This is a genomic window from Desulfosarcina widdelii (assembly GCF_009688965.1).
GTDB classification, from domain to species: domain Bacteria; phylum Desulfobacterota; class Desulfobacteria; order Desulfobacterales; family Desulfosarcinaceae; genus Desulfosarcina; species Desulfosarcina widdelii.
Map to the genome: position 1 here is coordinate 2,085,383 of NZ_AP021875.1, position 25,692 is coordinate 2,111,074.

General features: G+C 47.5%; 26 protein-coding genes and 1 pseudogene. 20 read left to right on the top strand and 7 right to left on the bottom strand.

Annotated elements, in window-relative coordinates:
- The first annotated feature begins 899 nt into the window (after nucleotides 1–899).
- The 6 genes from tsaA to GN111_RS09795 all read left to right on the top strand — a co-directional run bounded on the left by tsaA (nucleotide 900) and on the right by GN111_RS09795 (nucleotide 7,308).
- Nucleotides 900–1,403, top strand: coding sequence for a tRNA (N6-threonylcarbamoyladenosine(37)-N6)-methyltransferase TrmO (gene tsaA, locus GN111_RS09770; RefSeq protein WP_155303584.1), 504 nt, complete (start codon nucleotides 900–902; stop codon nucleotides 1,401–1,403).
- A gap of 500 nt (nucleotides 1,404–1,903) precedes the next feature.
- Nucleotides 1,904–3,253 carry a CBS domain-containing protein gene (locus tag GN111_RS09775; protein ID WP_170302204.1) on the top strand — a complete coding sequence of 450 codons (1,350 nt, stop codon included), beginning with the start codon at nucleotides 1,904–1,906 and terminating at the stop codon, nucleotides 3,251–3,253.
- On the top strand, nucleotides 3,250–3,849 hold the full coding sequence (locus tag GN111_RS09780) for a DNA integrity scanning protein DisA nucleotide-binding domain protein (protein ID WP_155303586.1): 600 nt from the start codon (nucleotides 3,250–3,252) through the stop codon (nucleotides 3,847–3,849). Before GN111_RS09775 ends, GN111_RS09780 begins: the two co-directional genes overlap by 4 nt.
- A gap of 251 nt (nucleotides 3,850–4,100) precedes the next feature.
- Nucleotides 4,101–5,432, top strand: coding sequence for an NAD(P)/FAD-dependent oxidoreductase (locus GN111_RS09785; protein ID WP_155303587.1), 1,332 nt, complete (start codon nucleotides 4,101–4,103; stop codon nucleotides 5,430–5,432).
- A 1,047-nt stretch (nucleotides 5,433–6,479) separates the two neighbouring features.
- The gene (locus tag GN111_RS09790; protein ID WP_155303588.1) at nucleotides 6,480–6,929 is read left to right on the top strand and encodes a universal stress protein; all 450 of its coding nucleotides are present in this window, start codon (nucleotides 6,480–6,482) and stop codon (nucleotides 6,927–6,929) included.
- Between the two features lie 61 nt (nucleotides 6,930–6,990).
- Nucleotides 6,991–7,308 (top strand): hypothetical protein, encoded by a 318-nt coding sequence (locus GN111_RS09795; protein ID WP_155303589.1) that lies wholly within the window; start codon nucleotides 6,991–6,993, stop codon nucleotides 7,306–7,308.
- A 592-nt stretch (nucleotides 7,309–7,900) separates the two neighbouring features.
- Here GN111_RS09795 and tnpA read toward each other — a convergent pair.
- Nucleotides 7,901–8,311: pseudogene (tnpA, locus tag GN111_RS09800) on the bottom strand (IS200/IS605 family transposase); the annotation flags it as partial.
- Nucleotides 8,312–9,473: 1,162 nt separating this feature from the next.
- Between tnpA and GN111_RS09805 the strand changes: the two are divergent.
- Both GN111_RS09805 and GN111_RS09810 read left to right on the top strand, forming a co-directional pair.
- Nucleotides 9,474–9,782, top strand: coding sequence for an isoamylase early set domain-containing protein (locus GN111_RS09805; RefSeq protein WP_155303590.1), 309 nt, complete (start codon nucleotides 9,474–9,476; stop codon nucleotides 9,780–9,782).
- A 98-nt stretch (nucleotides 9,783–9,880) separates the two neighbouring features.
- Nucleotides 9,881–10,228, top strand: a complete 348-nt coding sequence (locus tag GN111_RS09810; protein WP_155303591.1) for a response regulator — start codon at nucleotides 9,881–9,883, stop codon at nucleotides 10,226–10,228.
- 226 nt (nucleotides 10,229–10,454) lie between these two features.
- Here GN111_RS09810 and GN111_RS09815 read toward each other — a convergent pair whose 3' ends face one another.
- The 6 genes from GN111_RS09815 to GN111_RS09840 all read right to left on the bottom strand — a co-directional run bounded on the left by GN111_RS09815 (nucleotide 10,455) and on the right by GN111_RS09840 (nucleotide 14,509).
- Entirely contained in the window at nucleotides 10,455–11,918 is a 1,464-nt protein-coding gene (locus tag GN111_RS09815; RefSeq protein ID WP_155303592.1) for a catalase, read from the bottom strand.
- 50 nt (nucleotides 11,919–11,968) lie between these two features.
- A complete protein-coding gene (locus tag GN111_RS09820; protein ID WP_155303593.1) occupies nucleotides 11,969–12,508 on the bottom strand; it encodes a bacterioferritin in 540 nt (179 codons plus the stop codon).
- A 44-nt stretch (nucleotides 12,509–12,552) separates the two neighbouring features.
- Nucleotides 12,553–13,185: a DUF3786 domain-containing protein gene (locus GN111_RS09825; protein ID WP_155303594.1), complete on the bottom strand. Its 633-nt coding sequence runs from the start codon at nucleotides 13,183–13,185 to the stop codon at nucleotides 12,553–12,555.
- Between the two features lie 12 nt (nucleotides 13,186–13,197).
- The gene (locus tag GN111_RS09830; protein WP_155303595.1) at nucleotides 13,198–13,563 is read right to left on the bottom strand and encodes a hypothetical protein; all 366 of its coding nucleotides are present in this window, start codon (nucleotides 13,561–13,563) and stop codon (nucleotides 13,198–13,200) included.
- Nucleotides 13,553–13,894 carry a carboxymuconolactone decarboxylase family protein gene (locus tag GN111_RS09835; protein ID WP_155303596.1) on the bottom strand — a complete coding sequence of 114 codons (342 nt, stop codon included), beginning with the start codon at nucleotides 13,892–13,894 and terminating at the stop codon, nucleotides 13,553–13,555. The genes GN111_RS09830 and GN111_RS09835 overlap by 11 nt, the downstream gene beginning before the upstream one ends.
- Before the next feature lie 93 nt (nucleotides 13,895–13,987).
- Nucleotides 13,988–14,509, bottom strand: coding sequence for a helix-turn-helix domain-containing protein (locus GN111_RS09840; protein WP_155303597.1), 522 nt, complete (start codon nucleotides 14,507–14,509; stop codon nucleotides 13,988–13,990).
- Nucleotides 14,510–14,928: 419 nt separating this feature from the next.
- Between GN111_RS09840 and GN111_RS09845 the strand changes: the two genes are divergently transcribed.
- The 12 genes from GN111_RS09845 to GN111_RS09905 all read left to right on the top strand — a co-directional run bounded on the left by GN111_RS09845 (nucleotide 14,929) and on the right by GN111_RS09905 (nucleotide 25,635).
- Nucleotides 14,929–15,333: a YeeE/YedE thiosulfate transporter family protein gene (locus GN111_RS09845; RefSeq protein WP_197740520.1), complete on the top strand. Its 405-nt coding sequence runs from the start codon at nucleotides 14,929–14,931 to the stop codon at nucleotides 15,331–15,333.
- Nucleotides 15,334–15,458: 125 nt separating this feature from the next.
- Nucleotides 15,459–15,983 carry a DUF6691 family protein gene (locus GN111_RS09850; RefSeq protein ID WP_155303599.1) on the top strand — a complete coding sequence of 175 codons (525 nt, stop codon included), beginning with the start codon at nucleotides 15,459–15,461 and terminating at the stop codon, nucleotides 15,981–15,983.
- Between the two features lie 124 nt (nucleotides 15,984–16,107).
- Complete coding sequence (locus GN111_RS09855) at nucleotides 16,108–16,308, top strand: hypothetical protein (protein ID WP_155303600.1); 201 nt, start codon at nucleotides 16,108–16,110, stop codon at nucleotides 16,306–16,308.
- 64 nt (nucleotides 16,309–16,372) lie between these two features.
- Nucleotides 16,373–17,092, top strand: coding sequence for a thioredoxin-dependent peroxiredoxin (gene prxU, locus GN111_RS33875; RefSeq protein WP_231715708.1), 720 nt, complete (start codon nucleotides 16,373–16,375; stop codon nucleotides 17,090–17,092).
- Nucleotides 17,093–17,211: 119 nt separating this feature from the next.
- Nucleotides 17,212–18,045, top strand: coding sequence for a rhodanese-like domain-containing protein (locus GN111_RS09870; protein WP_155303603.1), 834 nt, complete (start codon nucleotides 17,212–17,214; stop codon nucleotides 18,043–18,045).
- Between the two features lie 2 nt (nucleotides 18,046–18,047).
- Nucleotides 18,048–19,160 carry an NAD(P)/FAD-dependent oxidoreductase gene (locus GN111_RS09875; RefSeq protein WP_155303604.1) on the top strand — a complete coding sequence of 371 codons (1,113 nt, stop codon included), beginning with the start codon at nucleotides 18,048–18,050 and terminating at the stop codon, nucleotides 19,158–19,160.
- Nucleotides 19,161–19,218: 58 nt separating this feature from the next.
- Entirely contained in the window at nucleotides 19,219–20,382 is a 1,164-nt protein-coding gene (locus tag GN111_RS09880) for a TsoY family (seleno)protein (RefSeq protein WP_155303605.1), read from the top strand.
- A 16-nt stretch (nucleotides 20,383–20,398) separates the two neighbouring features.
- Complete coding sequence (locus GN111_RS09885) at nucleotides 20,399–21,406, top strand: arsenic resistance protein (RefSeq protein WP_155303606.1); 1,008 nt, start codon at nucleotides 20,399–20,401, stop codon at nucleotides 21,404–21,406.
- A 180-nt stretch (nucleotides 21,407–21,586) separates the two neighbouring features.
- Complete coding sequence (locus GN111_RS09890; protein WP_155303607.1) at nucleotides 21,587–22,291, top strand: ABC transporter ATP-binding protein; 705 nt, start codon at nucleotides 21,587–21,589, stop codon at nucleotides 22,289–22,291.
- The gene (locus tag GN111_RS09895) at nucleotides 22,284–23,531 is read left to right on the top strand and encodes an ABC transporter permease (protein ID WP_155303608.1); all 1,248 of its coding nucleotides are present in this window, start codon (nucleotides 22,284–22,286) and stop codon (nucleotides 23,529–23,531) included. Before GN111_RS09890 ends, GN111_RS09895 begins: the two co-directional genes overlap by 8 nt.
- A 14-nt stretch (nucleotides 23,532–23,545) precedes the next feature.
- Nucleotides 23,546–24,316 carry an outer membrane lipoprotein-sorting protein gene (locus GN111_RS09900; protein ID WP_331457711.1) on the top strand — a complete coding sequence of 257 codons (771 nt, stop codon included), beginning with the start codon at nucleotides 23,546–23,548 and terminating at the stop codon, nucleotides 24,314–24,316.
- On the top strand, nucleotides 24,313–25,635 hold the full coding sequence (locus GN111_RS09905; protein ID WP_155303609.1) for a hypothetical protein: 1,323 nt from the start codon (nucleotides 24,313–24,315) through the stop codon (nucleotides 25,633–25,635). Before GN111_RS09900 ends, GN111_RS09905 begins: the two co-directional genes overlap by 4 nt.
- Nucleotides 25,636–25,692: the final 57 nt, after the last annotated feature.

Here is a 25,692-nt window from a genome sequence, read left to right on the forward strand (position 1 = left end):
AAGAAGATGTCCCAGCACAAAATGTGAGGGATTTCGTGCTGGGACATCAGGAGGTGAGAGTATGATGGAGTGGAAATCATGAATCTTCCATCCTCTCAGCTAAATAAATACAAATCACATGCCAAAATGGCCAGGAGTCGCAAGCGGTCCAGGTGGTGAACCTGTTTAACGCAGGAAATTTTGAACGCAACCACTATCGGGGGCGTACCTATACGCAGGCAAGTATCTAATAAGTGTTTTCAATCCATCTGATCGCTTCCGCACGCTGATTGTACCCAGATACCTTTGTGTGGTCGAAAGATTTGCGTGTCGGAGGATAGCTTTTGAAATAATTTCAATAGGTATGCAGGATTGATATACAAAAGTTTCCTAATGCCGACGTAGATCATACGGTCTGAGTTTGACACCGACCATTTTACCAGATTTGATCACCATGATTCTGGCTGCTTCATAGGAAGCCAGAAATTGCCGTCATGGTGGGTGGAAACCATCGCCCTGTTCAGCCTGGTTGCAATCCTCGATTTAACACCACTGCCTGATCACACTGGCGCATTGCTTGCTCGTCAAGTCGGGGCTTCCATATTCGCAGACGAAACCGTTCCTAACAGGAAGGTTGCGTTACCAAGCGTTACCTAATGGGGGGCGAAGTTTATGGAAAACTCTTTTTTCGACCGTCAATCAAGGCGATTGGTATCTCCGCAAAGGAACACCACATTATGGCTATGTGCTCATCGGGTATTAAACGCGATCTGTACTATATGGACCATGGACTCGCTATTTTCGGCATGATTTTTGTTTATTTTATCGAACAAGTTGAATGGTGAGATTTACCAGGCCAGCATTTTCTTTCGCCGGTCACCAGCGCCAAATCAACCAACTCATGGAAAGAGGTCGATACGATGAAAGAGCCGTCACCGACGATTGAATTTTCACCCATTGGTATCATTCGTACTCCATATGAGAATCAAGCCCCTTATCAGCCGATAGTTGAGGATCAGGGCGAATTTCGTATCGAGGTGTTTCCCGCCTACAGTGATGGCCTTTTTCAACTGGCCCGATTTCATTACATCTATGTGATCTGCCAATTGCACAAATCCACAGGCGTCCATTCTCTATCTATCAAACCTCCCTGGACAACCGATACGACAGTGGGAATTTTTGCCAGCCGTTCCCCCAAGCGACCCAACCGGATCGGACTAAGTATCGTACGTCTGGAGCGTATTGAAGAAAACGTACTACACACCTCCGGGATTGATGTTTTTGATGGAACGCCTCTTTTGGACATCAAACCCTATATTCAAGAACTGGATGTCAAACCGACAGCGAACTATGGGTGGCTTGACGATCTTGATGACCGGGACCACTTGATGCTTCACATCAAAGGAATTGCCCACGAATCGTAAGGATGGACTGCTGCCTGGGCGCTTTCGGCTCCTGACCACAAAAAAACCATTTTCGCTAATTAGGCACCCTATGTTCACATTAATATATGGCAACCATGAATTGGAAAAATTTAAAAACGGTTGATTTCCATACATAAGATCCGCGACCATGCCTAATAATCGCTGGAGCAACGTAAGCACCGGTTTGGAAAAACTGTAGCGGAATGCAACGCCCGTATCGTCAGGAGGAATCGCAAGATTAAACGCGATAAATTCGTCATCGAAAAGGATTTTTCGACCTGGAAACCATGAGAAGAGGTCCATAATGGAAAAACGCATCCGGACACAGATTAACCGTCCTTCCCAGATGGGAACATTGGATGTGCAAGGCAAGTCCCTGGTTGCCAGCATTCGCCAAACGGATACCCGCACGACGCCTCTTCATAAAACACCCCTCGAGTACTTTACCATACCATACCTGGCGTAGCATTTCCCCACAATTTTTTCGATTGGGTACGTCCATGGAAATCGTAACGACACATAAAGGAACTGATTTGGATGCGCTGGCTTCCGTCGTTGCGGCGCAACTGTTGTTTCCGGAATCGATTGGCGTTCTTCCCCAATCCCTGAATCCCAATGTTCGGTCGTTCATTTCTCTTCACAGAGATCTGTTTGCCTTTTCTCGCTCATCAGAAATCGATGTCCGTCGCGTCACACGTCTCATCGTCGTCGATACCCATCAGTGGTCACGGTTGGACGGCCTACAGCAACTCAAAGAAAAAAAAGACCTCGAACTCCTTTTGTTCGATCATCACCACGGCGATACCGACCTTAATCCAACTTGGGAATACCGGGATTCCGTAGGCGCCAATATCACCTTGATGCTACGGCAACTGAAAGACACACAAACAAAGCTGGCACCAATTCATGCCAGTCTCTTTCTGGCCGGGCTCTACGAAGACACTGGAAACCTGACCTTCTCTTCGACGACGCCCGAAGATGCCCGGGCCGCGGCGTTGTTGTTTGAAAGCGGCGCCGATCTGAAAATTCTCAGCGCTTTCGTCACCCCGGCATACAGTAAAAAACAAAAAGATCTGTTGTTTGACATGCTTCGGACCGCAAACCGGTTAACGCTGAACGACTGGGTGGTCAGTATCAATCAGCTACGGGTAACAGAACATATCGACAATCTGGCGATTTTGGTTCAGATGGTCAGACAAGTCTTGAATGTGGACGCCGCATTCGGCCTTTTCCTGCTTGACAATGACCGGTGTCTAATCATCGGACGCAGTACGACCGACGACATCAACGTCGGTGCAATCATGCGCTGCATGGGCGGCGGAGGGCATCCCGGCGCCGGCGCCGCCATGATCAAGGCGGTCAATCCAGGGGTCCTCGTGGCATGGATACGCATCTTGATCAGTGGAGAGAGTCGGGTGGCAGGGCAGGTTCAAGATTTGATGACCGTGCCTGTCTTCACTCTGATGCCGGAAACACCCATGGAAACGGCATTGCAAGCCCTCCGGAATCGAGGGATTCACGGGGCTCCTGTAGTGGACGGAGATCGGCTGCTGGGGATAATTTCGATGCGTGATCGGAGGCGTTTGAAAAAACCTGGGCAATACCGGCATGCTGTAAAGACCTTCATGAGCCAACCTGTCCACACGATCTCGCCGGACAAAAGCCCGGCGGCAGCGGCCCACCGGATGGTGAAACACGACATCGGACGATTGCCAGTGGTGGCGGAGGGGAAACTGGTCGGCATCCTCACCCGATCCGATGCCATGGGGCATTTTTACGGACTTTGTCCCCTCGACGGCCATCTTGGCCCTGTCATGACAAACCCTGTGTACAAAAATGCGGCACCATGAACAGCTTCTATGAAATCTGTGCGGGCAAAAACAATTGCGACGCTTCCACATTGGAGCAGACCATCCAGTTGGCGGTGGAAATCGCCCGCGAGGGCCGGGAAGGACGAAAAATAGGTACACTTTTCGTGGTCAGTGATAAAAAAGCGGTCCTGAAGCGATCACGGCCGCTTATCCTCGACCCCTTATATGGACATCCGGAACAACGGAAAAGACTGTGCGATCAGGATGTGCGCGAAACCGTTAAGGAACTTGCGCAGCTGGACGGAGCTTTTATAGTTTCCGGAGACGGAGTGGTTGTATCAGCGGCCCGCTACATCAACGCATCTTCCAGACGCATTGATCTGCCCCTGGGTCTTGGAAGCCGGCACGTGGCCGCTGCCTCCATCAGCCGCGACACGCGGGCAGTCGCGGTGGTGGTTTCCGAAAGCGCCATTGTCCGTGTTTTCAACGATGGCCGTCTAATAGCGGAAATCATTCCCGAAGTATGGCTTTTCGCTCAGGAAGCGACCAAGATCAAAAGCCCGCGGCTTGAAAGAACCATTGGGGACGTGAAAATCATCGCCGAAACCCTGGAAAAATACAACCCCACGAATTAAACCGTGGGGTAACTATATCACACTAAACCGTTTTAAGCGGCAACTTCAAGACCGATCCGCTCTAAATGAACACCCTTCATTTCCTCCTTGAACCTGCTGCTCACAGATGCAAATCAATTATGGCATGAATGTTGATAATTACGTTTGCCAGGTCAATTGGAATCAAGTGCGCGATTCTGCAAAATGGATCAACCGAGAACAATGACAGTTAAGGAATGCTTTCGTTTTTTAAGTAAAGGAGAGGCAAGCAAATGGAAAAACGGGATGTGATCATTATTGGAGGGGGACCAGCTGGACGTACCATCGCTCATATGCTGCATCAACTCGGTCAGGGCTTGTCCGTCACACTGATCAAGGATGAAAAAATAAATGTAAACCGTTGCGCGGTGCCCTATGGCATCCCGGATCAAATGCCTCTGGAGAAATTTCAGATACCCAATTCGCTGGTAACGGATTTCGGTACCGAGCTGGTCGTTGACCGGGTGACTGAGATCAATACCGAAAAAAAACAGGTTTCCACGGCCCATGGTGGTGTGTACGCGTACAACCACCTCGTATTATCAACCGGCTCACGGCCCCTTATCCCGCCGATTCCCGGAGTGGAGAGTGAAGCAATCACCCCCGTACGATCTCTTGAGGACTTGTCTGCCCTGCGGCGGTTGGCCGCAACCGGCAAACGCGCCGTGGTGGTCGGCGGTGGCTATATCGGCATCGAAGTCGCGGTGGTGCTGCGGCAAATGGGGCTCGCTGTGACCGTGGTGGAAATGCTTCCCTCCATCCTCATGGCAACGACTGAGCCCGAATTCATTCAATTGGTGAACGATGAATTGGAATGCAAAGGGCTTCGCCTCCTGACCGGGGAGAAAGTGGTCGAATTCATCCATTCAGCCGAGGACCAGATATCTGTAAAACTAGGCTCCGGGAATGCGCTGCCTGCGGATTTTGTGGTTCTCTCGGTGGGTGTGGTTCCCAACATGACGCTGGCAGCCGAAGCAGGCATCCGCACCAGTCCGTTGGGCATCTGGGTGGATGAACAGTTGCGTACCGATGCCCAAGATGTTTACGCTTGCGGAGACTGTGCCCAAAAGAGGTCTTTGGTCACCGGAGAACCAACCCGCGGGGAGTTCGGGACCAATGCGGTTTTCATGGCGCGCACCGTTGCCCGCAACATCTTGGGACAGCAGAGAACTGATCCCGGCGTCCTCAATGCCAATGTCACCGCCGTGTATGATTACAGCCTTGGCTCCGCCGGACTGACCGAACAGATGGCCAAAGACGCCGGTTTGGATGTCCTCACGGGCTATTCTGAGGTATTGAGCAAATACCCCATGATGCCCCAGGTGGATACCATCCGAACCAAGCTGGTGTTTAACCAGAAAAACCGCAGGCTGATCGGTGGCAGCGTTCTGCGCAAAGGAAATTGTTCGGCCCATAATATCGATTTCATCTCCTTTGCCATTCAGATGGGCGCAACCATGGACGATCTTCTGAACTATCAGTATGCCACCCATCCGGAGCTCGCTGCAAAACCGTCCGACAATATGTACGTGTTTGCAACCAAAGACGCCCTGGGAAATGCGTAACCGACGAGTCCTGCCCAGCTACCGATAGAATCATGAGGACGGGTGGAAGCGACGGCGCCAATCGCACGACAAAAAGTAACTTTCTGGCGTTTCTTTGGCATGCACTTTTTTTGGCGTTTGTATCCACGTTTATCGACGTCAACACCATCCTCTCCTCTTTTATTTTGAAGATTGGCGGCTCAGGCACTCATGTGGGCATCCTTACAGGCGTCTCGATCGGACTACCTTGATAACCCAGCTCTTGTTTGCTGGATTCCTTGCAGGACAAAAGCACAAAAAGCCGTTTTTATTTTTGGGGTTTTATCAGCGGGTTTTTGCGCTGTCGGGCATGGGCTATACCATTGCCGGTTCAAGTGATCCCACATAGCTTTTTACGTTGGTATTTTTCTGGATCGGAATCTTTTCAGTCAGTGGCGCTTTGGCTGGTATCTCCTATACAGATATTCTCGGGAAAAGCCTTCCAATGCCTTCTGCGCAGGTATCAGCGGTGCGCTCAGTCTGACCAAGGTTCTCTTCCCAATCGCTGCCGGGGTGCTGATCCAGGTCTTCACGTTTACAATCATTTTTACCGCTACCGCATTGTTTTTAGCGGCGTCCCTATGGTTCATTGTACAAATACGGTGCCCCCATCGGCTCAATAGCTAAACCGTGACAATGTCTCCACTAATTACGCGTCCTTATGTTTCCCCATAATCGTTGGAGCGACACCTGGCAGCTTCTATCGTTCTACTGCTCCGTTACTTTGCGTTACTTACCTTGGTTTTTACGAAAGAAGTAACGTTACTCACCCATCCCCATCATGTCATCATCGAAAAACCCACTTGAAGCTTAGTCTGTAAGCTCAATAACCATCTAATAATAAATAAAAATTAATCTTTGTTCCTTTATCGCCGATTGGCACATAATTTGATTTACCCTATGGTAAATGCAAAGTGATGCTTCGGGGGCCCCATTACTTTAGCATTCAAACCGGCACTTGGAGGAGTTCTCTACCCACACCGATGCCATCCAGACTGTTTTGGATGGAAAAGAAAGGAGGCAAGGGAAATGTATAAAAAAATTCTGTTTCCCACATGTCTGAAGCCTTATTGCGATCACATTTTCAAGTATGCTCTCCAATTGGCAAAAGACAATGATGCCAAACTGTGGATCTATCATGGACTTGGCCGTCTGAAAATAGATCAGGAGCAGGTAGAGGAAGCCATTAAAGATGCCGAAGCCAAAGTCCAAACATCCTATGCTGACAAGATGAAGGAACTCGGCTTTACCAACTACGCTATAAACATGTCCGACGGCGATGTGGTCACCGAGATTACCAAACTGGCTCGAAACATGGCTGCCGACGTCATGGTAATGGGGACCTCCACAGATGCCCCCATAGATTTAGGTGATAGCTCCAACGTAGAAACCTTTGGAGAAACCGCCAAAGAGATCCTCTTGTTGGCTCCCTGTCCGGTTACGATCATTCCGCCGGCTCTGGTTCCCGGTCTTGGCTAAACAAAAAGCTATAAAGGATTATAATTTCAACGAGTGTCAAATCACTGCAAGGGAGAATGTCATGAAAGCAAAAAATTGCTGTAAAACAATGGAAATGGAACTGACTGGATGGAAGGCGATAGTTTACGAGATTACCCGAAAAATGGAAGCCCTTCCAGGCGGCAAAAGGGAGGAAATTCTGCCGAACATTGAAGACCTGCACATCCTCATTACAGAGATGGACGACCGTATCGATCAGATCCGGGCAAACTGCACCCCGGAAACCGGTATGGATGACATTAAGACGGATAGAGAGGCCTTCAACGCCGCCATCTCGACGCTGCGTGTGACCACAGAGGAAGCAATGAAAGGGCTCGGCGGCGGCGACTTCGGCGGATGATAATTCAAGATCCAGGGGCGACAACGGCTATCGTTGTCGCCCCTGACTGTGTAGTTGATATTTAAACTCTCACGCTTTTCCGACATCTATAATTGTCTTAGGGGCACCGGTTTCAAAAAAATCACATTCTCAGAGGAGATATATTTTATGATAACCGTTACTGAAACGGCCACCCAAGAGCTTATCGATTATTTTAAAGAAAAAGATTTTTCACCTATCCGCATATTTTACAATGCTGGTGGCTGAGGCCCCCCGTCATTTGCGCTGGCTCTGGACGAGCACAAAGAAACAGACGAAATCTTCAAAGTAAAGGATTTTATCTTCATCGTCGAAAAAGCATTGGTGGATACCGTGCAACAGATCACCATCGACATGACTGCAAGAGGGTTCACGGTGACCGGCGCGTTGGTACCAAGCGCCCCTGGTTGCTATCCATGTGCCTGAACGCGCAACCACCACGTGAACGACCTTTTGTATCAAGTGACGTGCTACACCTGCATAGCAGGAGGTATCAGGTTGCCCCCTTGAAGGGGGCGTTATCGTAGGGAAAGCCCCGTTGGGGCTTGGTTTCAATCACATACTCGAAATCCAGTTCCATTTGTTGTTTCTCAAATGCCTCTTGCTGGCGAATATAGGTTCGTATGGTTTCTTCATCTAAACCCACTGTGCTTACACAGTATCCGCGAGACCAAAAACTTTTCGGCGTCGTTTGGCCTTTCCGATACATATACCGGTGGATGCGTACAGCACTTTTGCCTTTCAAAAAACCGATCGTGAAGGGGATGCTGTATTTGGGAGGGAGGCTCAGATACATGTGCACGTGGTCGGGCTTTAATGTACCCTCCAGTATTTCGGTCCCTCTTTGGCGGCACAGATCCTTCAATGTCTCTCCGACCAAACGCTTGAATTTGCCGTATCGCTTTCGTTTCCGGTACTTCGGGGCAATCACCAAATGGTATTTACAATCCCAACGTACATACGATAAACTTTTCAAATCATGCATAGGTTCTTCCTCCTTTAAGTCCCTACGGGGCTTTCCCGGTGGAAGAACCTATTTTCTTTCTCGCGGGGCCGGTAGAACCTTTCCGCGTCCACCACTAAAAGTGTTGGCTTAATGCCAGAGTTAACGTAAAGCCGAATTCTCTCAGAAAATTATGGTAAAAACCTTACTGAGAGCACCTACTGGTGATAGGCAAGATCGCCGCCGCTTTGTTCGATACTTGATGGAAAGAAAATTGGATGCAAAGCTTTCGTTGAATAATGGATATCAGCATTGGTTTCAACGGAGGCAATGCGACAAATGATGGATTATTCATGCCGGGTTAATGTATGCGAATTGTGAAATACCATTGAGCATGAGTTCGTGCTATGCTCCAATACTCAAATTCAGGTGTCTGGCCTGCCAATCGAAATTCGCGATCCTTCCAGTAATCTCTATCTACCGTTTTCCGGAGAGAACTCGCGCGTCGAGCGTCGCAAGAAGTCAAACAAGTGGAAATTACTGCGGCTTTTGAAATAATTGGAATGGAATAAAATCGAAGTCGGCCGAGAAATTGGCTTAGCCTTACATCAACATGAAAATAGTTGAAGAAATAAAATATGAGCTATAATCGAAAGTTGTGTTTAGGAAGGTAGGTGGTGTATCCCCGGTTGATTGTTCTCGAGGCAATTAACCGGCCAACGATTGGAAAGGATACACGCACCATGAGCAAAGATAACGTAGTCGAGCTGAAAAAACCAGATGTCTTTGTAAACGATCCTATCTCCGAGTGGGCTACAAAACGCCAGCCCAATTTGAACAGGCCATGAAATCAGCGGTTTGCTTTTAACCGTGTCTATTTTTTTGGGAAAAGTCCACTGGTCTCAGGAAAGAAAAGATATTAAGACAATAAATTTGGGCAGGATTCTTCCCCGATCTTGCCAAATTATCCAATTCTTGGGCCACAGTCTGTGCCGGGCCTATGTATTGATTTTTTACAACCTGTCAGAAAGCCTAACACCCATTAGGACGAACCATATTTAGATATTGACAAAAATACTCAACAAAAAATTGTTGATAGAATCGTTGAGGCCCTGGTACACCTTTTGCCTAATAGAGCCTGAGGATGTCCAGCAATAAGTGAAGTGATGAAAGCGCTTACCAACACTCTATATGGAGGTAAACGATGAGTATTCGGAAGCAGTTTCTGAAAAGCAAACCGGTGTGCAAAGTTACTTTCAAGATTCCTAAAGAGATCGAAGGGGAAGCAACATTGGCACATGTGGTTGGCGATTTCAATGACTGGTCAACTTCGGCGACACCTATGAAACGGTTGAAAAATGGTGGATTTAGCGTAACCGTCGATCTGGAAACCGGACGACCCTATCAGTTCCGCTATCTGTTGGGCAAGGACTCTTGGGAAAACGATCCTGATGCCGATGGTTATGTTCCGACTCCATTCGGTGACAGCCTAAATTCGGTAATCAGCTTATAGCCTTAGGACTGTTTCCTTAAATTTTGGGTGCTTATACAGGGACTATGGTTTGGGTTGCATAATAGAGGTAGTGTTTTGCCTTCTCCAAAGGTGAAAAAATGGCAAATGTTTTGATCATAGACGACAATACAACCACAGCAGCCATTCTGAGGATAACCTTATCACGGCAACTGCACATTGTCGGACGGAGTGAAGATATAAGGGATGCAATCAATCCAGTCGACGTCTCCGGACCTGATCTTGTATTGATCAACCAAGCCTTTAAAAATAGTTCAGGTTGGGAGATCTTCAATTATCTGAAACAGATCAAGCCCAATTTGCCAGCCATAGTATATGTACTGGAGCACCCTACCACTTCGGGAGCACAATGGGTATGCAAGGTCGTTGAGGCGGTATTATCAGAAATCATGAGCGACAACGAAAATACCCTCTTTTTTGGCACTTAGCAGTTTGAGGAGCCCTGAAATTAAGAATGGACAAACCCCTGCCAAAAGACCTTTCCTGCCTCTATCCACCGCGTACCTGATTTGCCATGTAAATTTTTCCGATGATTCGAGGGGAGCATCTATCGCAAAATTTGACAAAAGGTGCAATTCGGCAACTACTCTGGAACGTTCCGATCCAGCGGTAGCGCTTTTCGCCGACCGCTGGAATCGGTTAGCTATAAATTCTTTACTTTGGAACTTTGCTCAGCGGAATATCCAGCGCCTTCGCCACACCTTCGCCGTATGCCGGGTCGGCCTTCAGGCAGTTGCCGATGTGGCGGATTTTGATCATTTCCGGTGCATCACCCATGGCCCGGGCAGTGTTGCCAAACAGCGCATCCTGTTGCTCCTTGGTCATAAGCCGAAATAGCTTTCCCGGTTGGGTATAGTAGTCGCTGTCATCATCGCGGGCGTTCCAATGGTCAGCGGCTCCGCTCAATGCCAGAGGCGGCTCGGAAAAATCGGGCTGTTCCTGCCATTCACCATAACTGTTGGGCTCATATCCGAGTGTTGAGCCATAGTTGCCGTCTACCCGCATCTGGCCATCACGATGATAACTGTGAAAGGGGCAGCGAGCCCTATTCACCGGAATGAGGTGATGGTTGACCCCTAACCGGTAGCGCTGAGTGTCACCGTAGGAAAAAAGCCTTCCTTGGAGCATCTTGTCGGGGGAAAAGCTGATGCCCGGCACCACATTGGCTGGATTAAACGCCGACTGCTCGACCTCGGCAAAGTAGTTTTCCGGGTTCTTGTTAAGCTCCATGACTCCCACCTCAATTAGGGGAAAATCCTTTTTGTACCACACCTTGGTCAGATCAAAAGGATTGTAGGGGTGTTTGGTAGCCTGTTCCTCGGTCATGATCTGGACGAACAGAGTCCAGCGAGGAAAATCGCCTTTTTCGATGGAGTAATAGAGATCGCGTTGATTGCTCTCGCGACATTTACCGATTACGGCCTCAGCTTCCGCATCGGTCAGACACTTGATCCCCTGCTCCGTCTTAAAGTGAAACTTGCACCAGAAACGCTCATTGTCGGCGTTGATGAAGCTATAGGTGTGGCTGCCATATCCGTTCATGTGACGAAAGGAAAACGGAATACCCCGATCACTCATCGTAATGGTTACCTGGTGCAGGGCTTCAGGCAGGGATGACCAGAAGTCCCAGTTGTTTTTGGCGCTTCGCAGGTTGGTACGCGGGTCCCGATGAACAACATGGTTGAGATCCGGGAATTTGAGCGGGTCACGGAGAAAGAAAACCGGCGTGTTATTGCCCACCATATCCCAATTGCCCTCCTCGGTGTAGAATTTGAGCGCAAAACCACGGATGTCGCGCTCGGCGTCTGCAGCACCGCGTTCTCCGGCAACGGTGGAAAAACGCGCGAACATTTCAGTTTTTTTGCCGATCTCGGAAAAGATCTTGGCGCGGGTGTATTTGGTGATGTCTTGGGTTACGGTGAAGGTGCCATAGGCCCCGGAGCCCTTGGCGTGCATCCTCCGTTCGGGGATCACCTCCCTGTCGAAATGGGCCATTTTTTCCAGATACCAAACATCCTGAAGCAGTTGGGGGCCGCGAGGCCCGGCAGTCATGACGTTCTGGTTGTCTGTTACCGGAGCCCCTGCGTTGGTGGTAAGTTTTTTCTTATCGTCTTTCATTAAAATTCTCCTTTTTCACTATTTGGTTTCGTTCTGGTAACGCCAATCGTTTATTCTCCATCTGGGGTAACGACAAAGCCGCTTTTCCCAAGACCGGTTGCCGATGAGGTCCCGGCAATTCTCGCAAGATAGGAATCACCCAGCTTCTCGATATGCCCACCAATGTTGTCGAAATAGTTCATGTGGGCCTGTTCTTCATCGATAACGGTCTCGAAAATTTTCATGGTCGTACTGTCGCCGTTTTCCCGGCAGATCTGAAGGTATCCGTTATATGCATCGACCGTGTCATCCTCCAATTTGGTATCGAAAGGGAAGATGCCATTGACTTCCTGGCCCTTGATTACCTTGGCCGCCAACTCGGAGGTCGGCTCTCCACCAAGTTCCTTGATGCGTTCGGCGAACATTTCCGCGTGCCGCATCTCATCGATGGCGATCAGTTTGATCTTGGCTGCCAGTTCGCCGTAGTCCATGTCGTCCAAGTTGTAATGCTGATTCATGTACTGGCTGATGGCATGCAACTCCATGGCCCGGGCTTGATTCAGCGCTTCGATCACTTCTTTTCTTCGTTCATCTTTTGTTGGATTTGCCATTTTGTTCTCCTTTTTATTGTGTTTCTCGGTTGAAAGTTGCAGCATCAAATGTTGCCATCCCTGTAATCAGGTCCACTTTTTAGCCATACCGCCAGCACCATGCCCAGCATGGCAAGGCATTCCATGTCCAGATAAGCATCGGCATGATTCTCGAACAAAATCGTGCAGTCAGCCGGGAATTCTTCGTCCTGGTCATTGAACAGCATTAACAAATTAACCTTGGGTAGCGCTGGAAAATTGATGGATAGGTCACAGCTGAATGGTGCGTCAGCTGGCTGACCTTCCAGGACTTTGCATGCTTCCTTCAGATCATTCAAAGTTCCGGAGAATGTTTTACTAATGGGTTGCTCCGCAGTATTCCTGAACCCGCCAGCATAGGGCGCCGCGTCCTTGAAACTGTGGTACCTGAGCCACTCGTTGGCCGCTGGCGGCTCTTGTTTGGGACATAAAAGCAGATATTTACACAAGATGACGCTAACCGCATGGATGGGCCGCCTTCCCTCTGCGTCTAGTACGCCTTTGCTCGAGACGCGATGTGGAATACCGTAAAATGGGATAATCGCCGTATCTCCATCTATCTCAATACCGAGGCGTTTGCCTGCGAGACTCAGATCGATCGCAGATACTTCAGTGAGGTAATTTTTATAAATTTTGTCGAAAACCGGTGCTTGTTTCATAACGCCTCCCCGTTACCACAATCTCCAAAGGACCTTTTCTCCCTGTTTTTCGCCTCGTACCTTTTCCATATGCCGAAGCGTGGCAAATTCGCGCTCCAGATCTTTGAGTTGTAGGTCTGAACCCAATTCGACGAGCAATTGTGCAGGCTCCATGGCTCCCTTTTCTTCCAGAAGCTTCAACATCTGCGATTGAATCGGCGTCAGCGTGCGCTTTTTCCCAGTGCTTTTCTCGAAGTTCTTGGCACTGTGAACTGCCCATGGATCACAGGTTTTCAAAGGCGAGAGCACGATCATGCAGCAATCCTCGCAAAGCGTTTTTCCAAGATGTTCATGCTCGTCTCCGGGCTTGATATCCTGCTTGCAGCGATCACACTCCATTTTGACCTCCAGTGTTGGCGTTGTTCAGTTCGTCCATCAGGTATAAGGCACAATAGGCTGCTGTGGGTCCGCCACCGATGAGAATCGCTACACCCGCGGCTTCCAAAATTTCCTCGCGGCTTGCGCCCAGTTGCAGGGCTCCCTTCACCTGTTCACGCAGACATGGCTCACAGCGCAATGCAGCTGTTACCGCCACCATCATAAGCTTCTTCGTTTTCGCGTCCAAGGTGCCGTCACTCGTCGCAGCTGCTTGCAGGCCACGAAAAGCCTCCATTACTGACGGGAGTCCTTCTTCAAGGGATGCAAGGGCATCTGTCAATTCCGGTTTCATATGATAACCTCCTAAAAAAATGGACCACTATGGTTCGCATTTATGCGATGGCCTTCGTGGTCCATGGTTATAAATGTGCTGCGCTATCAATAATTATTTGTGATGGATCAAAAGGAATTCAGCCGACTCAAGAATATTGAACCGGTGCTCTTGCAATGCCTTGAATCGAATTGCCTTGTTTGGTCCTAAGTCATACACTTGTCCGGCTATCGTCACTTCTATTTTCCCGGAAAGCACCATACACACTTCAGCGGTGTTTTCATGCCGCTCTGGCTCCCAAATTTTCGGAACGCCTTTTTCTGCCCTAACGTGGTAAATCTCGAAGTCTGGGAACCATGTGTGGGAAACGTTGATCCCTTTTTTTTTGAATGTGTTCAGGGTGCCTTGCTCGCACTGGGCGACCTCGGCGAGACGGATCAATTCGCTCGAAGACAGGTTGAAAACAAGGCTCAAGGATTCAATCGTGTCTAATGTGGGATTGCCGCAACCGCCTTCGATCTTCATGATCGTCGCTCTTGTCAAGCCGGCCTTCTTGGCCAACTGGTCAGCGGTTAGGCCCCGTTTCATGCGAAGGGTACGGACAACCGAAAAATCAAATCGTGATAAATTTGTCATCAATTATCCTTGCTCTGAAATGTTAATTGTAATAACCATTTTGTAAAATAAAGTCAACTCCTCGATGACCGCCCAATATTGATGGAACCATTTTTGAAGAAAAGGCTATTTTAGTGGACAAATCCATTGCAAACAAAGTCTCCCATAAAGCTGATCCGATTAAGAAGGAATATTTAACAAGCTGCAAACGCTTTGATGGTAGTTGGAGTTTGACTGGTGACCCGATGCAATGGTTGCGAAATTAACTCCTGCCTTTTATCCGCCATTATAGAAAAAAATAATTATTTTCGATGATCATATCAAAATTTCAAATTTCCGAATTGACTTTATGAGCAAATGCTATTAAACTTTTAAAATCATTTCTAAAAATCAACCCCTTAACAGATATTGATTATTCACGATTTAAAAAAGGAGAGCTGATGTTAAGACAACCTTGGAGCCCGTATTTAGCCGGTGGCTTGACGGGTGTGCTGCTCGTATTGTCAGTGTGGGTCGCAGGCAATTTTTTCGGAGCTTCAACCACTTTTTCCCGTAGCGCGTCGGTTATTGAGGAAGCCGTCGGCATCAATACCTCGAAGATAGAGTATTTTACAACCAGCAAGGGAAAATACGGTCCAGGCTCGTTGCCAAATTGGCAATTGATGTTTCTGGTCGGCATTATTATCGGTGGATTCGTAGCATCAAAATTATCTGGGGATTTTCGCATTCAAGCAGTTCCTGACATGTGGCAGGAACGCTTCGGACCCAACCCGGTGAAGAGGGCCGTGGTTGCCATTATCGGTGGAACAATTGCGTTGTTCGGCGCCAGGCTTGCCGGTGGCTGACCCAGCGGCCATGGACTGAGCGGTCTGGCTCAGCTTTCGATCAGTGGATTTGTCGCATTGGCAGCCTTTTTTATCGGTGGCCTGATTTCCGCCAATCTGATGTACGGTACACAAAGGAAATAAACATGAGTCTGATTTACGGCATTGTTACAGGCATTCTCTTCGGCTTTTTACTGCAGAAAGGACATGTCCTGAGGTACGATAAACAGGTTGGGGCTTTACGATTGATGGATATGACCATTTTCAAATTCATGTTGAGCGCTATCATAGTGGCGGCAATCGGCATCTATCTTCTTAAAGACCTTGGCCTGATTCAACTGAGTATGAAATCAACGTCCATCGGTGCACAAGTCATCGGTGGCATGCTTTTTGGTATTGGATGGGGCCTGCTGGGCTATTGTCCGGGAACAGCTGCCGGTGCTCTCGGTGAAGGCCGTATTGATGGCCTGTGGGGCATTTTGGGTATGTTGTTAGGGGGTGGGATATATGCTTCGGCCTTTCCGTTTATGAAAGCATACGTTCTCCCGTTAGGCAACTATGGAAAAGTCAGCCTGCCGCAGTTGATTGGTATCAATCATTGGATCGTGATTCTGGTAATCGCTGCGTTTTTAATTCTATTGTTCCGTTTTTTCGAGAAGAGAAACCTATAAACTATCTTTATTACTTTCCTATAAAAAGGATCGCTGTCTTAGTTTCCAGTTAATGGCACATCAAAATCGAAAAGATGAGATGGTAATTGTGAGTGTTAAAAAATGATACAGAAAGGGGGAATGAATGGCAAAGAAGAAATTCAAACATATATGTGAATGCACCAACTGTGGAAATGAAGCTGAAATGGTTGTTACCTGCACATTAGCCGAAGAAAGCAACAAAGATGTTAAGCCAAAAATTGTTCCGAAGGGGGAAAGTAAAACAAAAGGTCATGCAGTTTGTTCACACTGTGGTGGGGAAGCCGACATCTGGCTCGATGTATAGCCAATCGCAGTCAAACAAACAACTCTCTTGAACAAAGAGGAAATCAATAAAAAAGGAGGCATTGATGCCGGAAGAAGCTGAAGTCGGGTGTGCCCGACCAACTGGAGGGCCGGTGGGAGAGCCGGTCGAAGAAACGGTGGAGGAAAAAAGCAAACCCGATGCAAAGGAGATATCAATGATTCACGTGGGAGAAAAAGTACCGGATTTCGTGGCACCGGGATATCAACAAGGCAAATTTATCAACGTTAAACTGTCCGACTATCTTGGCAAGTGGGTGCGGCTCTGTTTCTACCCGGGCGATTTCACCTTCGTCTGAGCCACCGAAATTTCTGCGGTCGCAGAAAAATATCCGGAATTCCAAAAGCTGGGGGTTGAATTGCTTTCCATGAGTATCGACAGCATGTTCGTCCACAAAATGTGGGATGATCACGAGTTGTCCAAAATGGTCGACGGCGGGGTGCCCTTTCCCATGCTCTCCGATGCCGGTGGAAAAATTGGTCGTTTGTACGGTATCTTCAACGAGGCAGCCGGCGTGGAAAACCGGGGCCGTTTCATCATCGATCCGGATGGCGTGTGCCAAGGGTTCGAGGTGCTGACGCCGCCGGTGGGCCGTAATGTAATGGAAAGTATCCGGCAGGTGCAGGCCTTCCAACTGGTTCGTGAAACCATGGGCGGGGAGGCGACGCCTTCGGGATGGCGCCCAGGCAAAAAGACCTTGAAGCCCGGGCCAGATCTGGTGGGCAACGTCTGGAAGGAATGGAAAACGGAGATGGCATTCGACTGATCAGTTTCCCTTCTTCCTACCCAATCATTATTTTGCAGCGAGGCTGGGATATCAGACAGATATGGCACTTCTTATCTTAAATATTCCAGCCTTTTAAAAATAAACGAAAGGAAGGGACTATGCGCTGGAAACAATTCTTCACTCCGGCAAAATCGATTTCTGCCGAGGAAGCCAAAATGTTTATGGCAGAAAAGTCTCAGGACGAATTCAATTTGATAGATGTCCGCCAGACCAAGGAGTATGAAGCCAGCCATATTCCAGGTTCCAAACTGATCCCCATTGCCGATCTGGATAAACGGCTTGACGAGATCGACCCGTCAAAGCCGACCCTGGTCTACTGCGCTGTCGGCGGGAGGAGCCGTGTAGCGGCTCAAATGCTGTCAGGCAAGGGGTTTGATAATGTCATCAATGTTAAAGGCGGCATCAAAGCATGGGACGGTCATTTTGCCGTGGGGACCGAAGAACTGGGTCTTGAGCAACTAACCGGAAAGGAATCCATCGAAGAGACGCTGGTCGCGGCATATTCACTTGAGGCAGGACTGCGTGACTTCTATCTTTCCATGAACGAAAAAGTTCGTCAGGATGAAATAAAAAGGCTGTTTCAAAAGCTTGCCCAAATCGAAACCCTGCACCAAGATCGAATATTCGATGAGTACCTTCAGGTTAGCGGAAGCCAGGTAAGCCGTGAAGAATTCGAAAATGACCTTGTGATCAATGCCGTAGAGGGGGGCTTGACCACGGATGAATACATCCAGATGTTCAAACCGAATTGGGATTCCGCGGTTGACATCATCTCGCTGGCCATGTCCATTGAAGCCCAGGCCCTGGATCTCTACACCCGCGCATCGGAAAGAAGCAAGGATCCGCGAAACGCAGCGGCGTTGAAAAAGATCGCGGAAGAAGAACGGGTGCACCTGGAACAACTGGGTAAACTCATGGATGAAAGGATTTAAACGTGGGTAAACATCTGGTTCTTATCGGTGGCGGGCATGCCCACATGGTTACCCTGGCGAAATTGCATACCTTTGTTGAAAAGGGCCACCGCGTCACCGTTATCGGACCGTCGGACCATCATTACTACTCGGGAATGGGGCCGGGGATGCTTGGCAGGACTTACACACCGACTGAGATACGGTTTGCAACCCGACATGTCGTGGAAAAGCAAGGGGCGGCGTTTATCCGGGAAAAAGCGGTCGAGATTCTGGCCGGGGAAAAGAAAGTGAAACTGGCTTCTGGAGAGACGGTTGGCTACGATTTCATTTCCTTCAATGCCGGGAGTCATGTGCCTCGCCTTGATTTGCCCGAGGATGCCAAGGATGTCTATGCGGTCAAGCCGATTGAAAGGCTGATGGAAGCTCAGGCGCGCATCCTTGAATCAACCGCGCAAAATAAAATCAACATCGGCATTCTGGGGGGCGGACCTTCTTCAGCTGAAGTCTCCGGAAACATATGGCAGCTTGTACGGGATGCCGGCGGTACGATGCCGCACATCACGATTTTTGCCGGCAAACGATTCATGTCGCGTTTCCCCGACAATGTCCGTTCCAAAGTTGAGCGATCACTCACACGGCGGGACATAAAAATCAACACCAGCGGATACGTGAAATCTGTTCAATCAAGGAAGCTGACGCTATCATCCAATGAAACACAAACATTGGATCTCATTTTTCTGGCCGTCGGCGTCAAACCGAACCCCATATTCAACAATTCGGGACTGGCTACGGGCCCAGATGGCGGACTGCGTGTCAACGAATTCCTTCAGAGCGTCGATTATCCGGAAATGTTTGGGGGCGGTGATTGCATTTATTTCGAAAAACAGCCCTTGGACAAAGTTGGTGTTTATGCGGTCCGGCAGAATCCGGTACTGTATCATAATCTCATGGCCGCTCTGGAAGATACACCGATGCAAGCATTCGATCCAGGTGGCGATTATCTACTCATTTTTAATCTGGGTGGCGGAAAAGGGGTGTTGCGAAAACGCAGGTTGTTGTTTGGGGGTAAAATCGCCTTTACGGTCAAAGATTATATCGACCGCAAATTTATGAAAGAATTCCAGGCTATCGAATAATTCATCGTCCGTCTGAGAACCGTTAACATTCGACAATGAGAAACCATGGGATTTTGGTGTGAAACAAATTAAGAATTGGTCTGCATTACACTTTTTGGCATCTTTGGGCGCAGGGGGAATGTCGGTTACTTTTTTTATGTATCTTTTGTTTTGGGTACCACATCCTGGCAAACCCATTCCAGTTTTTAATGACTGGCTCTCATACATACAAACAGCTAGTCTTGGAAAGCAAGGAATGATCCTTCTCGGACTTATTGGAATTCTTGTGTTCGGATGGTTTCATTTCAGATGGTTGATTCTGAATTTTGTTCAGTATCGGATATTTAAATCAAATGGAGGCGTTAAAGAAATCATCGGTACTAACGCGCACACCCAACTTATGGCGATGCCATTGACTTATGCGATGAGTATTAACATCTGTTTTATTATCGCAGCCATTTTTATCCCCGGTCTATGGGGGGGCATAGAATGGCTCTTTCCCGTTTCGATAATGCTTTTTCTTATAATCGGTATATGGGCAAGTCGTATTTACCTGGATTTCTTTAGCCACGTCCTGCAACACGGCAGTTTCGATCATACAGCCAACAACTCACTGAGCCAGCTGCTGCCCAGCTTTGCCTTTGCAATGATCGGTGTTGGGCTCGCTGCCCCGGCCGCAATGAGTCATAACGATGTGGTCATCGGAACAAGCTATTTGTTGTCCATTTTCTTTACTACAGGTGCTTTATTCTTGGGCATGATCAAATTGGTTATCGGGATGAACGATATATTCAAACAAGGCGTATCACGGGCTTCGTTGCCCACACTTTGGGTGGTTATACCGATATCGACTACGGCAGGCATTGCCATAATGCGGTTAAGCCACGGTCTTCATACGTTGGAACTCGGTCACGGGGCATCAAACTATATTTTGCTGGCAATCATTTTTTCAATTCAAATTGTATTTTTTCTTATGGGTTGGGCTGTCATGAATCGAATGAATTATTTCCATGCACTGCTAAACCACCAGGAGGACACACCTGTTACTTTTGCTCTTATTTGTCCCGGCGTAGCTTTCGTTGTAATGGGGCATTTCGTTTTGAACAAGGTTATCACAGTTAGCGGAATTATTTCTAAATTTGGATATGTATACATTGGCTTTTCCTTTCTATTGATTGCTTTGCAATTCATCACAGGCTGGTTGTTGCTCAGGCTTGCACGAGAACAGCTCAAACGGTCATAGCTATCAATGAGGCACAATGACAAATTTGTTGGTTTTTATTAAGAAATATCTGCATTGGCTGATCATAGCAGTGATTATCGCAGGACTTTTAAATTTGAAAATTTTTGGAGGTCTTGAGGTTTCCAAAACCCTGCTGGTGGGTATTGTTGTTTTTTGGGTAATTTTTCCTGTCATGGTCAATACAGACTTTGAAAGGGTCTTTGCTCATTTTAAAGAGCCTCGACCTGTATTCTGCTCACTGATGCTTAACTTTATAATCTCCCCGGTTATCGCATGGGGTGTGGCCCACTTTTTTCTTGCCGAATATCCGGACTTATCGATTGCCCTTCTGGTCATTGCCTTATTACCAACAAGTGCTATGAGCGCAGCGTGGACGTCCTTTTCAGGCGCACGCATGTCAACAGCATTATACCTGATACCAATCAATTTACTTTTCGCAGCCTTTATCGGGCTACCGTTTATTCTTCCCCTTTTTTCAGGAGATAATTTTAGCATTGATAAATTTCTGATCATTAAAAATATCTTAATGGTTTTTTTAGTACCATTGGTTCTTGGCGATTTGACAAGAAGACTGTTAATTTGGACCAAAGGGCAAAGTGTATATCAGGAAAAGATTAAGCCACAACTTGGTGGCATTTCTGCTATTGGTGTTTTAACTCTTTTGTTTTTGGTCATATCATTGAAGAGAAATCTGATTCTACTCGACAACATTGGGATAATTTGGACCATTCTTGTGCCGGTAGTGATATATTATGGTTTGATGTATCTGTTCGGTGTAGGCTGGGCGCTCTTACTTGTTAGCAGGAGGGCTTTGCCTGGTAATAAGGCCGTTGTTATTGTTTATACATCGGTGGCTCGCCACGTCAATATTTCCATGGCGGTCATTTTAAGTACATTCCCCATGGAATCAGTGCCCATGATGATACTGCTGCTTATTGTCGGGTATATTCTTCAGGTTCCTTCTCTGGCCGTATATGCGCAGCATCATGGCCGTAAAATGGTTGGCATGGTTTCTTGTCCCTGATTTTAGATTATGAAATGCTTTCCGGTATAAAATTCTGATGATTTTTAGCAACATGAAGATACTTCAAGAGCGAACGATAAATATATAACGCGTATTGGAGTATGAATTATTTTTTCAAAAGTCTGTTAAAAAAATTGACTGTGGTGACCATAGGAAAGTGACCAGAAAAAGGGGAAAATTATGTCCTTGGTAAATGCAACTTGTATAGAAAAAACTTACCAAGTTGGTGATATTTCGGTAAGGGCCATCCGGGGGATCGATTTCACCATTGATCCGGCATCTTTTGTCTCATTTGTCGGACCTTCCGGCAGCGGTAAAAGCACGCTGCTCAATATGATCGGCTGCCTTGATCCGCCAACAGCGGGTTCCTTAACGATTATAGGGCAGGACATTACCATCATGGATCGAAAGCAAGCTGCGCATTTCAGGGGGGAGCACATCGGATTTGTATTCCAGGACTTCAACCTTATTCCCGTTTTGACAGTCTTTGAAAACGTGGAATATCCGCTTCTCATGGTTCAAAACTGGCCGACAAAAAAGCGAAAAGCGAGAGTGAACAGTCTGCTCGAAGCTGTCGGCATGGGAGATCAGGGCAATAAATATCCGAGACAGATTTCTGGAGGACAAAAACAGAGAGTAGCCGTTGCCCGAGCTTTGGTCACAAATGCCAAGGTGGTATTGGCTGATGAGCCGACGGCAAACCTTGACGGGGAAACAGCCAACCGGATCATCAGCCTAATGAAAAAAATGCGTGATGAATTTGGAACAACGTTTATTTTCTCCACCCATGACCCAAAAGTGATGCAGAGCGCTGAAATTATATTTACCCTTGAAGACGGGAAGCTCTTGAAACGGCGGAACGATAATGGAGGAACAAATGATTAACATTATAAAAATTGCCGCCCGTAACCTTCGCCGCTATTTGCGGCGGACGATCTTGACATCAGCGTTAATTGCTCTGGGCGTTCTGGCGGTGTTGCTATTTATTTCGATAACAGGATCTTTCAAAAGCATGATGATCGGCCAGATCACCGACTCCATGATAGGGCACCTGCAGATCCACCGTAAAGGTTATTTGGCCTCCATCGACAATTTGCCGCTTAACCGTAATCTCAATCAGCCGCAGGTTGCCAAGGTAAAAGAAGCGTTAAATGAGATTGATGCGGTTGAATCTTATTCCATGCGTATCAAGCTTGGAGCCATGTTCAGCAATTTTACCGAGACTACCAATATCCGTTTGAACACAGTTCTGCCAGACCAGGAAGTCAAGACCGTTCCCCTGCTTCCCGAACGAATAATTGAAGGGAAAAAAAGAGAAGTTTTCATTCAAAGAGGCGAAATCCTGATTCCTGAGTTGATCGCCAAGGGCATGAAAGTCAAGGTTGGCGACAATGTTGTGCTCGTAGCCAATAACAAGGATGGGTCGGTAAACGGGAAAACCTTCGTTGTCAGCGGTGTGCTTGAAGGCATTTCTGGACCAGGAGGCCGGGATGGGGTTATTCACCTGGAAGATGCCAAGGAACTGCTTCGAATCAATGATGTTGAAATCAGCGAGATAGCTGTCCGATTGAAAAGTATGGATCATCTCCCACGGGTCTTCTCGACCCTCAAAGATGAGCTCGAATCGTTGAAAAACAAAGAGGGTAGTCCAGTATTCGAGGTACATACATGGCAGAATTTGTCACCCTTTTACAATATCGCCCGAATGATTGATCTCATGACTTTCTTTATTAAAATCATGCTGGTGGCCATCGTTTTGGTTAGCATTATGAATGTGATGATCATGGCGGTTTACGAGCGGATCAACGAAATTGGAACCATTGCCGCAATTGGGACTTTGCCGGGTAAAATTATGGCTCTTTTCGTAACCGAGGGCTTTCTGCTCGGCGTGCTTGGAACAGCGGTTGGAACATTAATCAGCCTTATCAGCATTGCCGCAATCAATGCCATGGGGTTGACCTTTAATTTCGGGCGACAATCAAACCTGGTATTGGCCCCGACCATAGCGGCGGGAGATGTCATTATAATCGTGCTTGTTGTTATCGGCATCGCTGTCGCAGCAAGCCTACAACCAGCATTTAAAGCCGCAAGAATGGATCCAATAACCGCTTTGCGCCATGTATGAAGGAGGCATACCCCATGATCTACGGCAGCGTTTTATCACAACCCTTGAAGACAGTTCTCAATCTTATGGTCCAAATGGTGTTGGCTATACTTTTGGCCATGCCGGCTGTTGCCATTGACGGCAATAAAATACTGCTTCAGGTTGATCGCAACCTCCAGCCTGAATCTTATGAAATGTACCGTAAGCTCATTAATATCGAACCGGATGGCAATAAAAAAGAGTATGTTCTTTATACGGTAAAAAAGGGTCAGGACAAGATGGTCGCGCTTTTTCTTTCCCCAGCCAGTGAAAAAGGGAGAGCAACCCTTCGGTTGGGCGACAACATGTGGCTCTATATTCCCAGCGTAGGCAAACCACTACGCATCACGAGCCTCCAATCGGTAGTCGGTGGTGTTTTCAACAATTCGGACATCTTGCGCTTAGACTATAGCACTGAATATGATGCTGCCATGATTGAGGAAACCACCGATACGTTCTTACTTAGCTGTAAGGCCAAAACGGCTACAGTCGCATACGATCGGTTGAAAATGGTTGTGGACAAAGATACCCTGGTCCCGCTTTCCATCGAATGCTATGCCGCCAGCGGCATGCTGATAAAAACTTTGTATTATAAAGAGATTAAAGATTTTGGTGGCGATCTGCGTCGGCCGTCGATCCTTGAAACCGACAGCCCCCTTTATAAAGGGTACAAATCTGTAATGCTGTACGCTAAAATCAAGAAAAAAGAATTTGCCGATGAGGTCTTTACCCTGAACTATCTACCCAGGGTTGACGAATTGCGATGAGAACCAGAGGCGGCCGGACAGTATGCGGTGCCTTGTTTTTCTATGCCAGCTTAATTCTCTTTTTGTTTCCCTTAAACGCTATTGCTTCAGGAGAATACAGCTTTGATGTTGAGGCGTTCGAGTCAAAACCATTTGAATGGGGCGGCTACGCGGAGGCCAAGTTCGAGCATTTTCAACTGAATACGGACAGTGCGTTCTATCGCCTAAATTTCCATAAAGATCCCTGCAGCACTTTAAATCGCTTAACAGGTGCCCTTCAATTGGAGGGCAGTTATCGGAAGGGCATCGCAGCTTTCAATGCGGTGCTGAGGGCCGAAGCCGTTCAGGATGATATTGATTGGTCGGATAGTGCTGATGTGTATGAAGCCAACCTGAGCCTGAAATCAACGCCGTTTGTAACTGCGGATATCGGGAAAAAGGTTTTTAAGTGGGGTAAGGGATATGCATGGAATCCGGTGGGGTTTATTGATCGGCCCAAAGATCCCAACAACCCCGAGGAAGCATTGGAAGGCTATTACGCTGCTGGCGTTGATTTGATCAAGAGTTTAAACAGCCCTTTACAGACTGTCGCGCTCACCACTGTAGCCCTTCCAGTGTGGAAAGATGTCAATGAAGATTTCGGTGTGTTGAATCATGTAAATCTTGCGGCTAAATTTTATATGCTTTACAGAAATACTGATATCGACTTGGTATTCTTCAGTGGCGGCAGCCGTTCCACGCGTTATGGCATCGATTTTTCGCGAAACATAGCTGAAAACTTTGAGATCCACGGTGAATTTGCATATCTTACCGATATTAAAAAAACCAATATCTCTGAAAACGGAATGTTAATTCAAAAAGAGCACACCACGAACAGATACCTGCTCGGTCTACGCTACCTTACCGAAAGCGATATTACCACAATCATTGAATACTATCATAATGGAGCGGGATTTTCAGAGTGGGAATTGGAGCGTTTTTATCGATTGGTTGACGATGCAAACGCACAATGGCTCAACACCGGAGCAGATACTCTTTTCCAGAATGCTAAAAATATTTCAAACATGGGATATGGTAGCCCCCAGGTGGGTCGCAATTATCTGTACCTGAAGATCAATCAGAGAGATCCATTCGATATCCTCTATTTCACGCCAGGTGCAATCGCCATTGTGAACCTTGATGACCAGAGCTATTCCATAAGCCCTGAAATGCTTTATACGGGTTTTACCAACTGGGAAATCCGATTGCGATATACTGCATTAGGCGGTGATGATTTTACTGAATTCCATGAAAAACAATACAGAAACAAAATAGAGCTCCGAGTGCGATATTATTTTTAAACTTGGCATTTATCATTAAAAAACTATGCGAAAATGAAAAAATATTTGAGTTCGCCG

What these genes read in the sequence shown, in the direction of transcription:
- GN111_RS09900 (WP_331457711.1), top strand. Translation starts at nt 23,546, where the DNA reads ATGATCTACGGCAGCGTTTTATCACAACCCTTGAAGACAGTTCTCAAT.
- GN111_RS09810 (WP_155303591.1), top strand. Translation starts at nt 9,881, where the DNA reads ATGGCAAATGTTTTGATCATAGACGACAATACAACCACAGCAGCCATT.
- GN111_RS09855 (WP_155303600.1), top strand. Translation starts at nt 16,108, where the DNA reads ATGGCAAAGAAGAAATTCAAACATATATGTGAATGCACCAACTGTGGA.
- GN111_RS09805 (WP_155303590.1), top strand. Translation starts at nt 9,474, where the DNA reads ATGAGTATTCGGAAGCAGTTTCTGAAAAGCAAACCGGTGTGCAAAGTT.
- GN111_RS09785 (WP_155303587.1), top strand. Translation starts at nt 4,101, where the DNA reads ATGGAAAAACGGGATGTGATCATTATTGGAGGGGGACCAGCTGGACGT.
- GN111_RS09790 (WP_155303588.1), top strand. Translation starts at nt 6,480, where the DNA reads ATGTATAAAAAAATTCTGTTTCCCACATGTCTGAAGCCTTATTGCGAT.
- GN111_RS09835 (WP_155303596.1), bottom strand. Translation starts at nt 13,894, where the DNA reads ATGAAACCGGAATTGACAGATGCCCTTGCATCCCTTGAAGAAGGACTC.
- GN111_RS09825 (WP_155303594.1), bottom strand. Translation starts at nt 13,185, where the DNA reads ATGAAACAAGCACCGGTTTTCGACAAAATTTATAAAAATTACCTCACT.
- GN111_RS09895 (WP_155303608.1), top strand. Translation starts at nt 22,284, where the DNA reads ATGATTAACATTATAAAAATTGCCGCCCGTAACCTTCGCCGCTATTTG.
- GN111_RS09845 (WP_197740520.1), top strand. Translation starts at nt 14,929, where the DNA reads ATGTTAAGACAACCTTGGAGCCCGTATTTAGCCGGTGGCTTGACGGGT.
- GN111_RS09780 (WP_155303586.1), top strand. Translation starts at nt 3,250, where the DNA reads ATGAACAGCTTCTATGAAATCTGTGCGGGCAAAAACAATTGCGACGCT.
- GN111_RS09905 (WP_155303609.1), top strand. Translation starts at nt 24,313, where the DNA reads ATGAGAACCAGAGGCGGCCGGACAGTATGCGGTGCCTTGTTTTTCTAT.
- GN111_RS09815 (WP_155303592.1), bottom strand. Translation starts at nt 11,918, where the DNA reads ATGAAAGACGATAAGAAAAAACTTACCACCAACGCAGGGGCTCCGGTA.
- GN111_RS09870 (WP_155303603.1), top strand. Translation starts at nt 17,212, where the DNA reads ATGCGCTGGAAACAATTCTTCACTCCGGCAAAATCGATTTCTGCCGAG.
- GN111_RS09890 (WP_155303607.1), top strand. Translation starts at nt 21,587, where the DNA reads ATGTCCTTGGTAAATGCAACTTGTATAGAAAAAACTTACCAAGTTGGT.
- GN111_RS09795 (WP_155303589.1), top strand. Translation starts at nt 6,991, where the DNA reads ATGAAAGCAAAAAATTGCTGTAAAACAATGGAAATGGAACTGACTGGA.
- GN111_RS09840 (WP_155303597.1), bottom strand. Translation starts at nt 14,509, where the DNA reads ATGACAAATTTATCACGATTTGATTTTTCGGTTGTCCGTACCCTTCGC.
- GN111_RS09775 (WP_170302204.1), top strand. Translation starts at nt 1,904, where the DNA reads ATGGAAATCGTAACGACACATAAAGGAACTGATTTGGATGCGCTGGCT.
- GN111_RS09830 (WP_155303595.1), bottom strand. Translation starts at nt 13,563, where the DNA reads ATGGAGTGTGATCGCTGCAAGCAGGATATCAAGCCCGGAGACGAGCAT.
- GN111_RS09850 (WP_155303599.1), top strand. Translation starts at nt 15,459, where the DNA reads ATGAGTCTGATTTACGGCATTGTTACAGGCATTCTCTTCGGCTTTTTA.
- GN111_RS09820 (WP_155303593.1), bottom strand. Translation starts at nt 12,508, where the DNA reads ATGGCAAATCCAACAAAAGATGAACGAAGAAAAGAAGTGATCGAAGCG.
- GN111_RS09885 (WP_155303606.1), top strand. Translation starts at nt 20,399, where the DNA reads ATGACAAATTTGTTGGTTTTTATTAAGAAATATCTGCATTGGCTGATC.
- tsaA (WP_155303584.1), top strand. Translation starts at nt 900, where the DNA reads ATGAAAGAGCCGTCACCGACGATTGAATTTTCACCCATTGGTATCATT.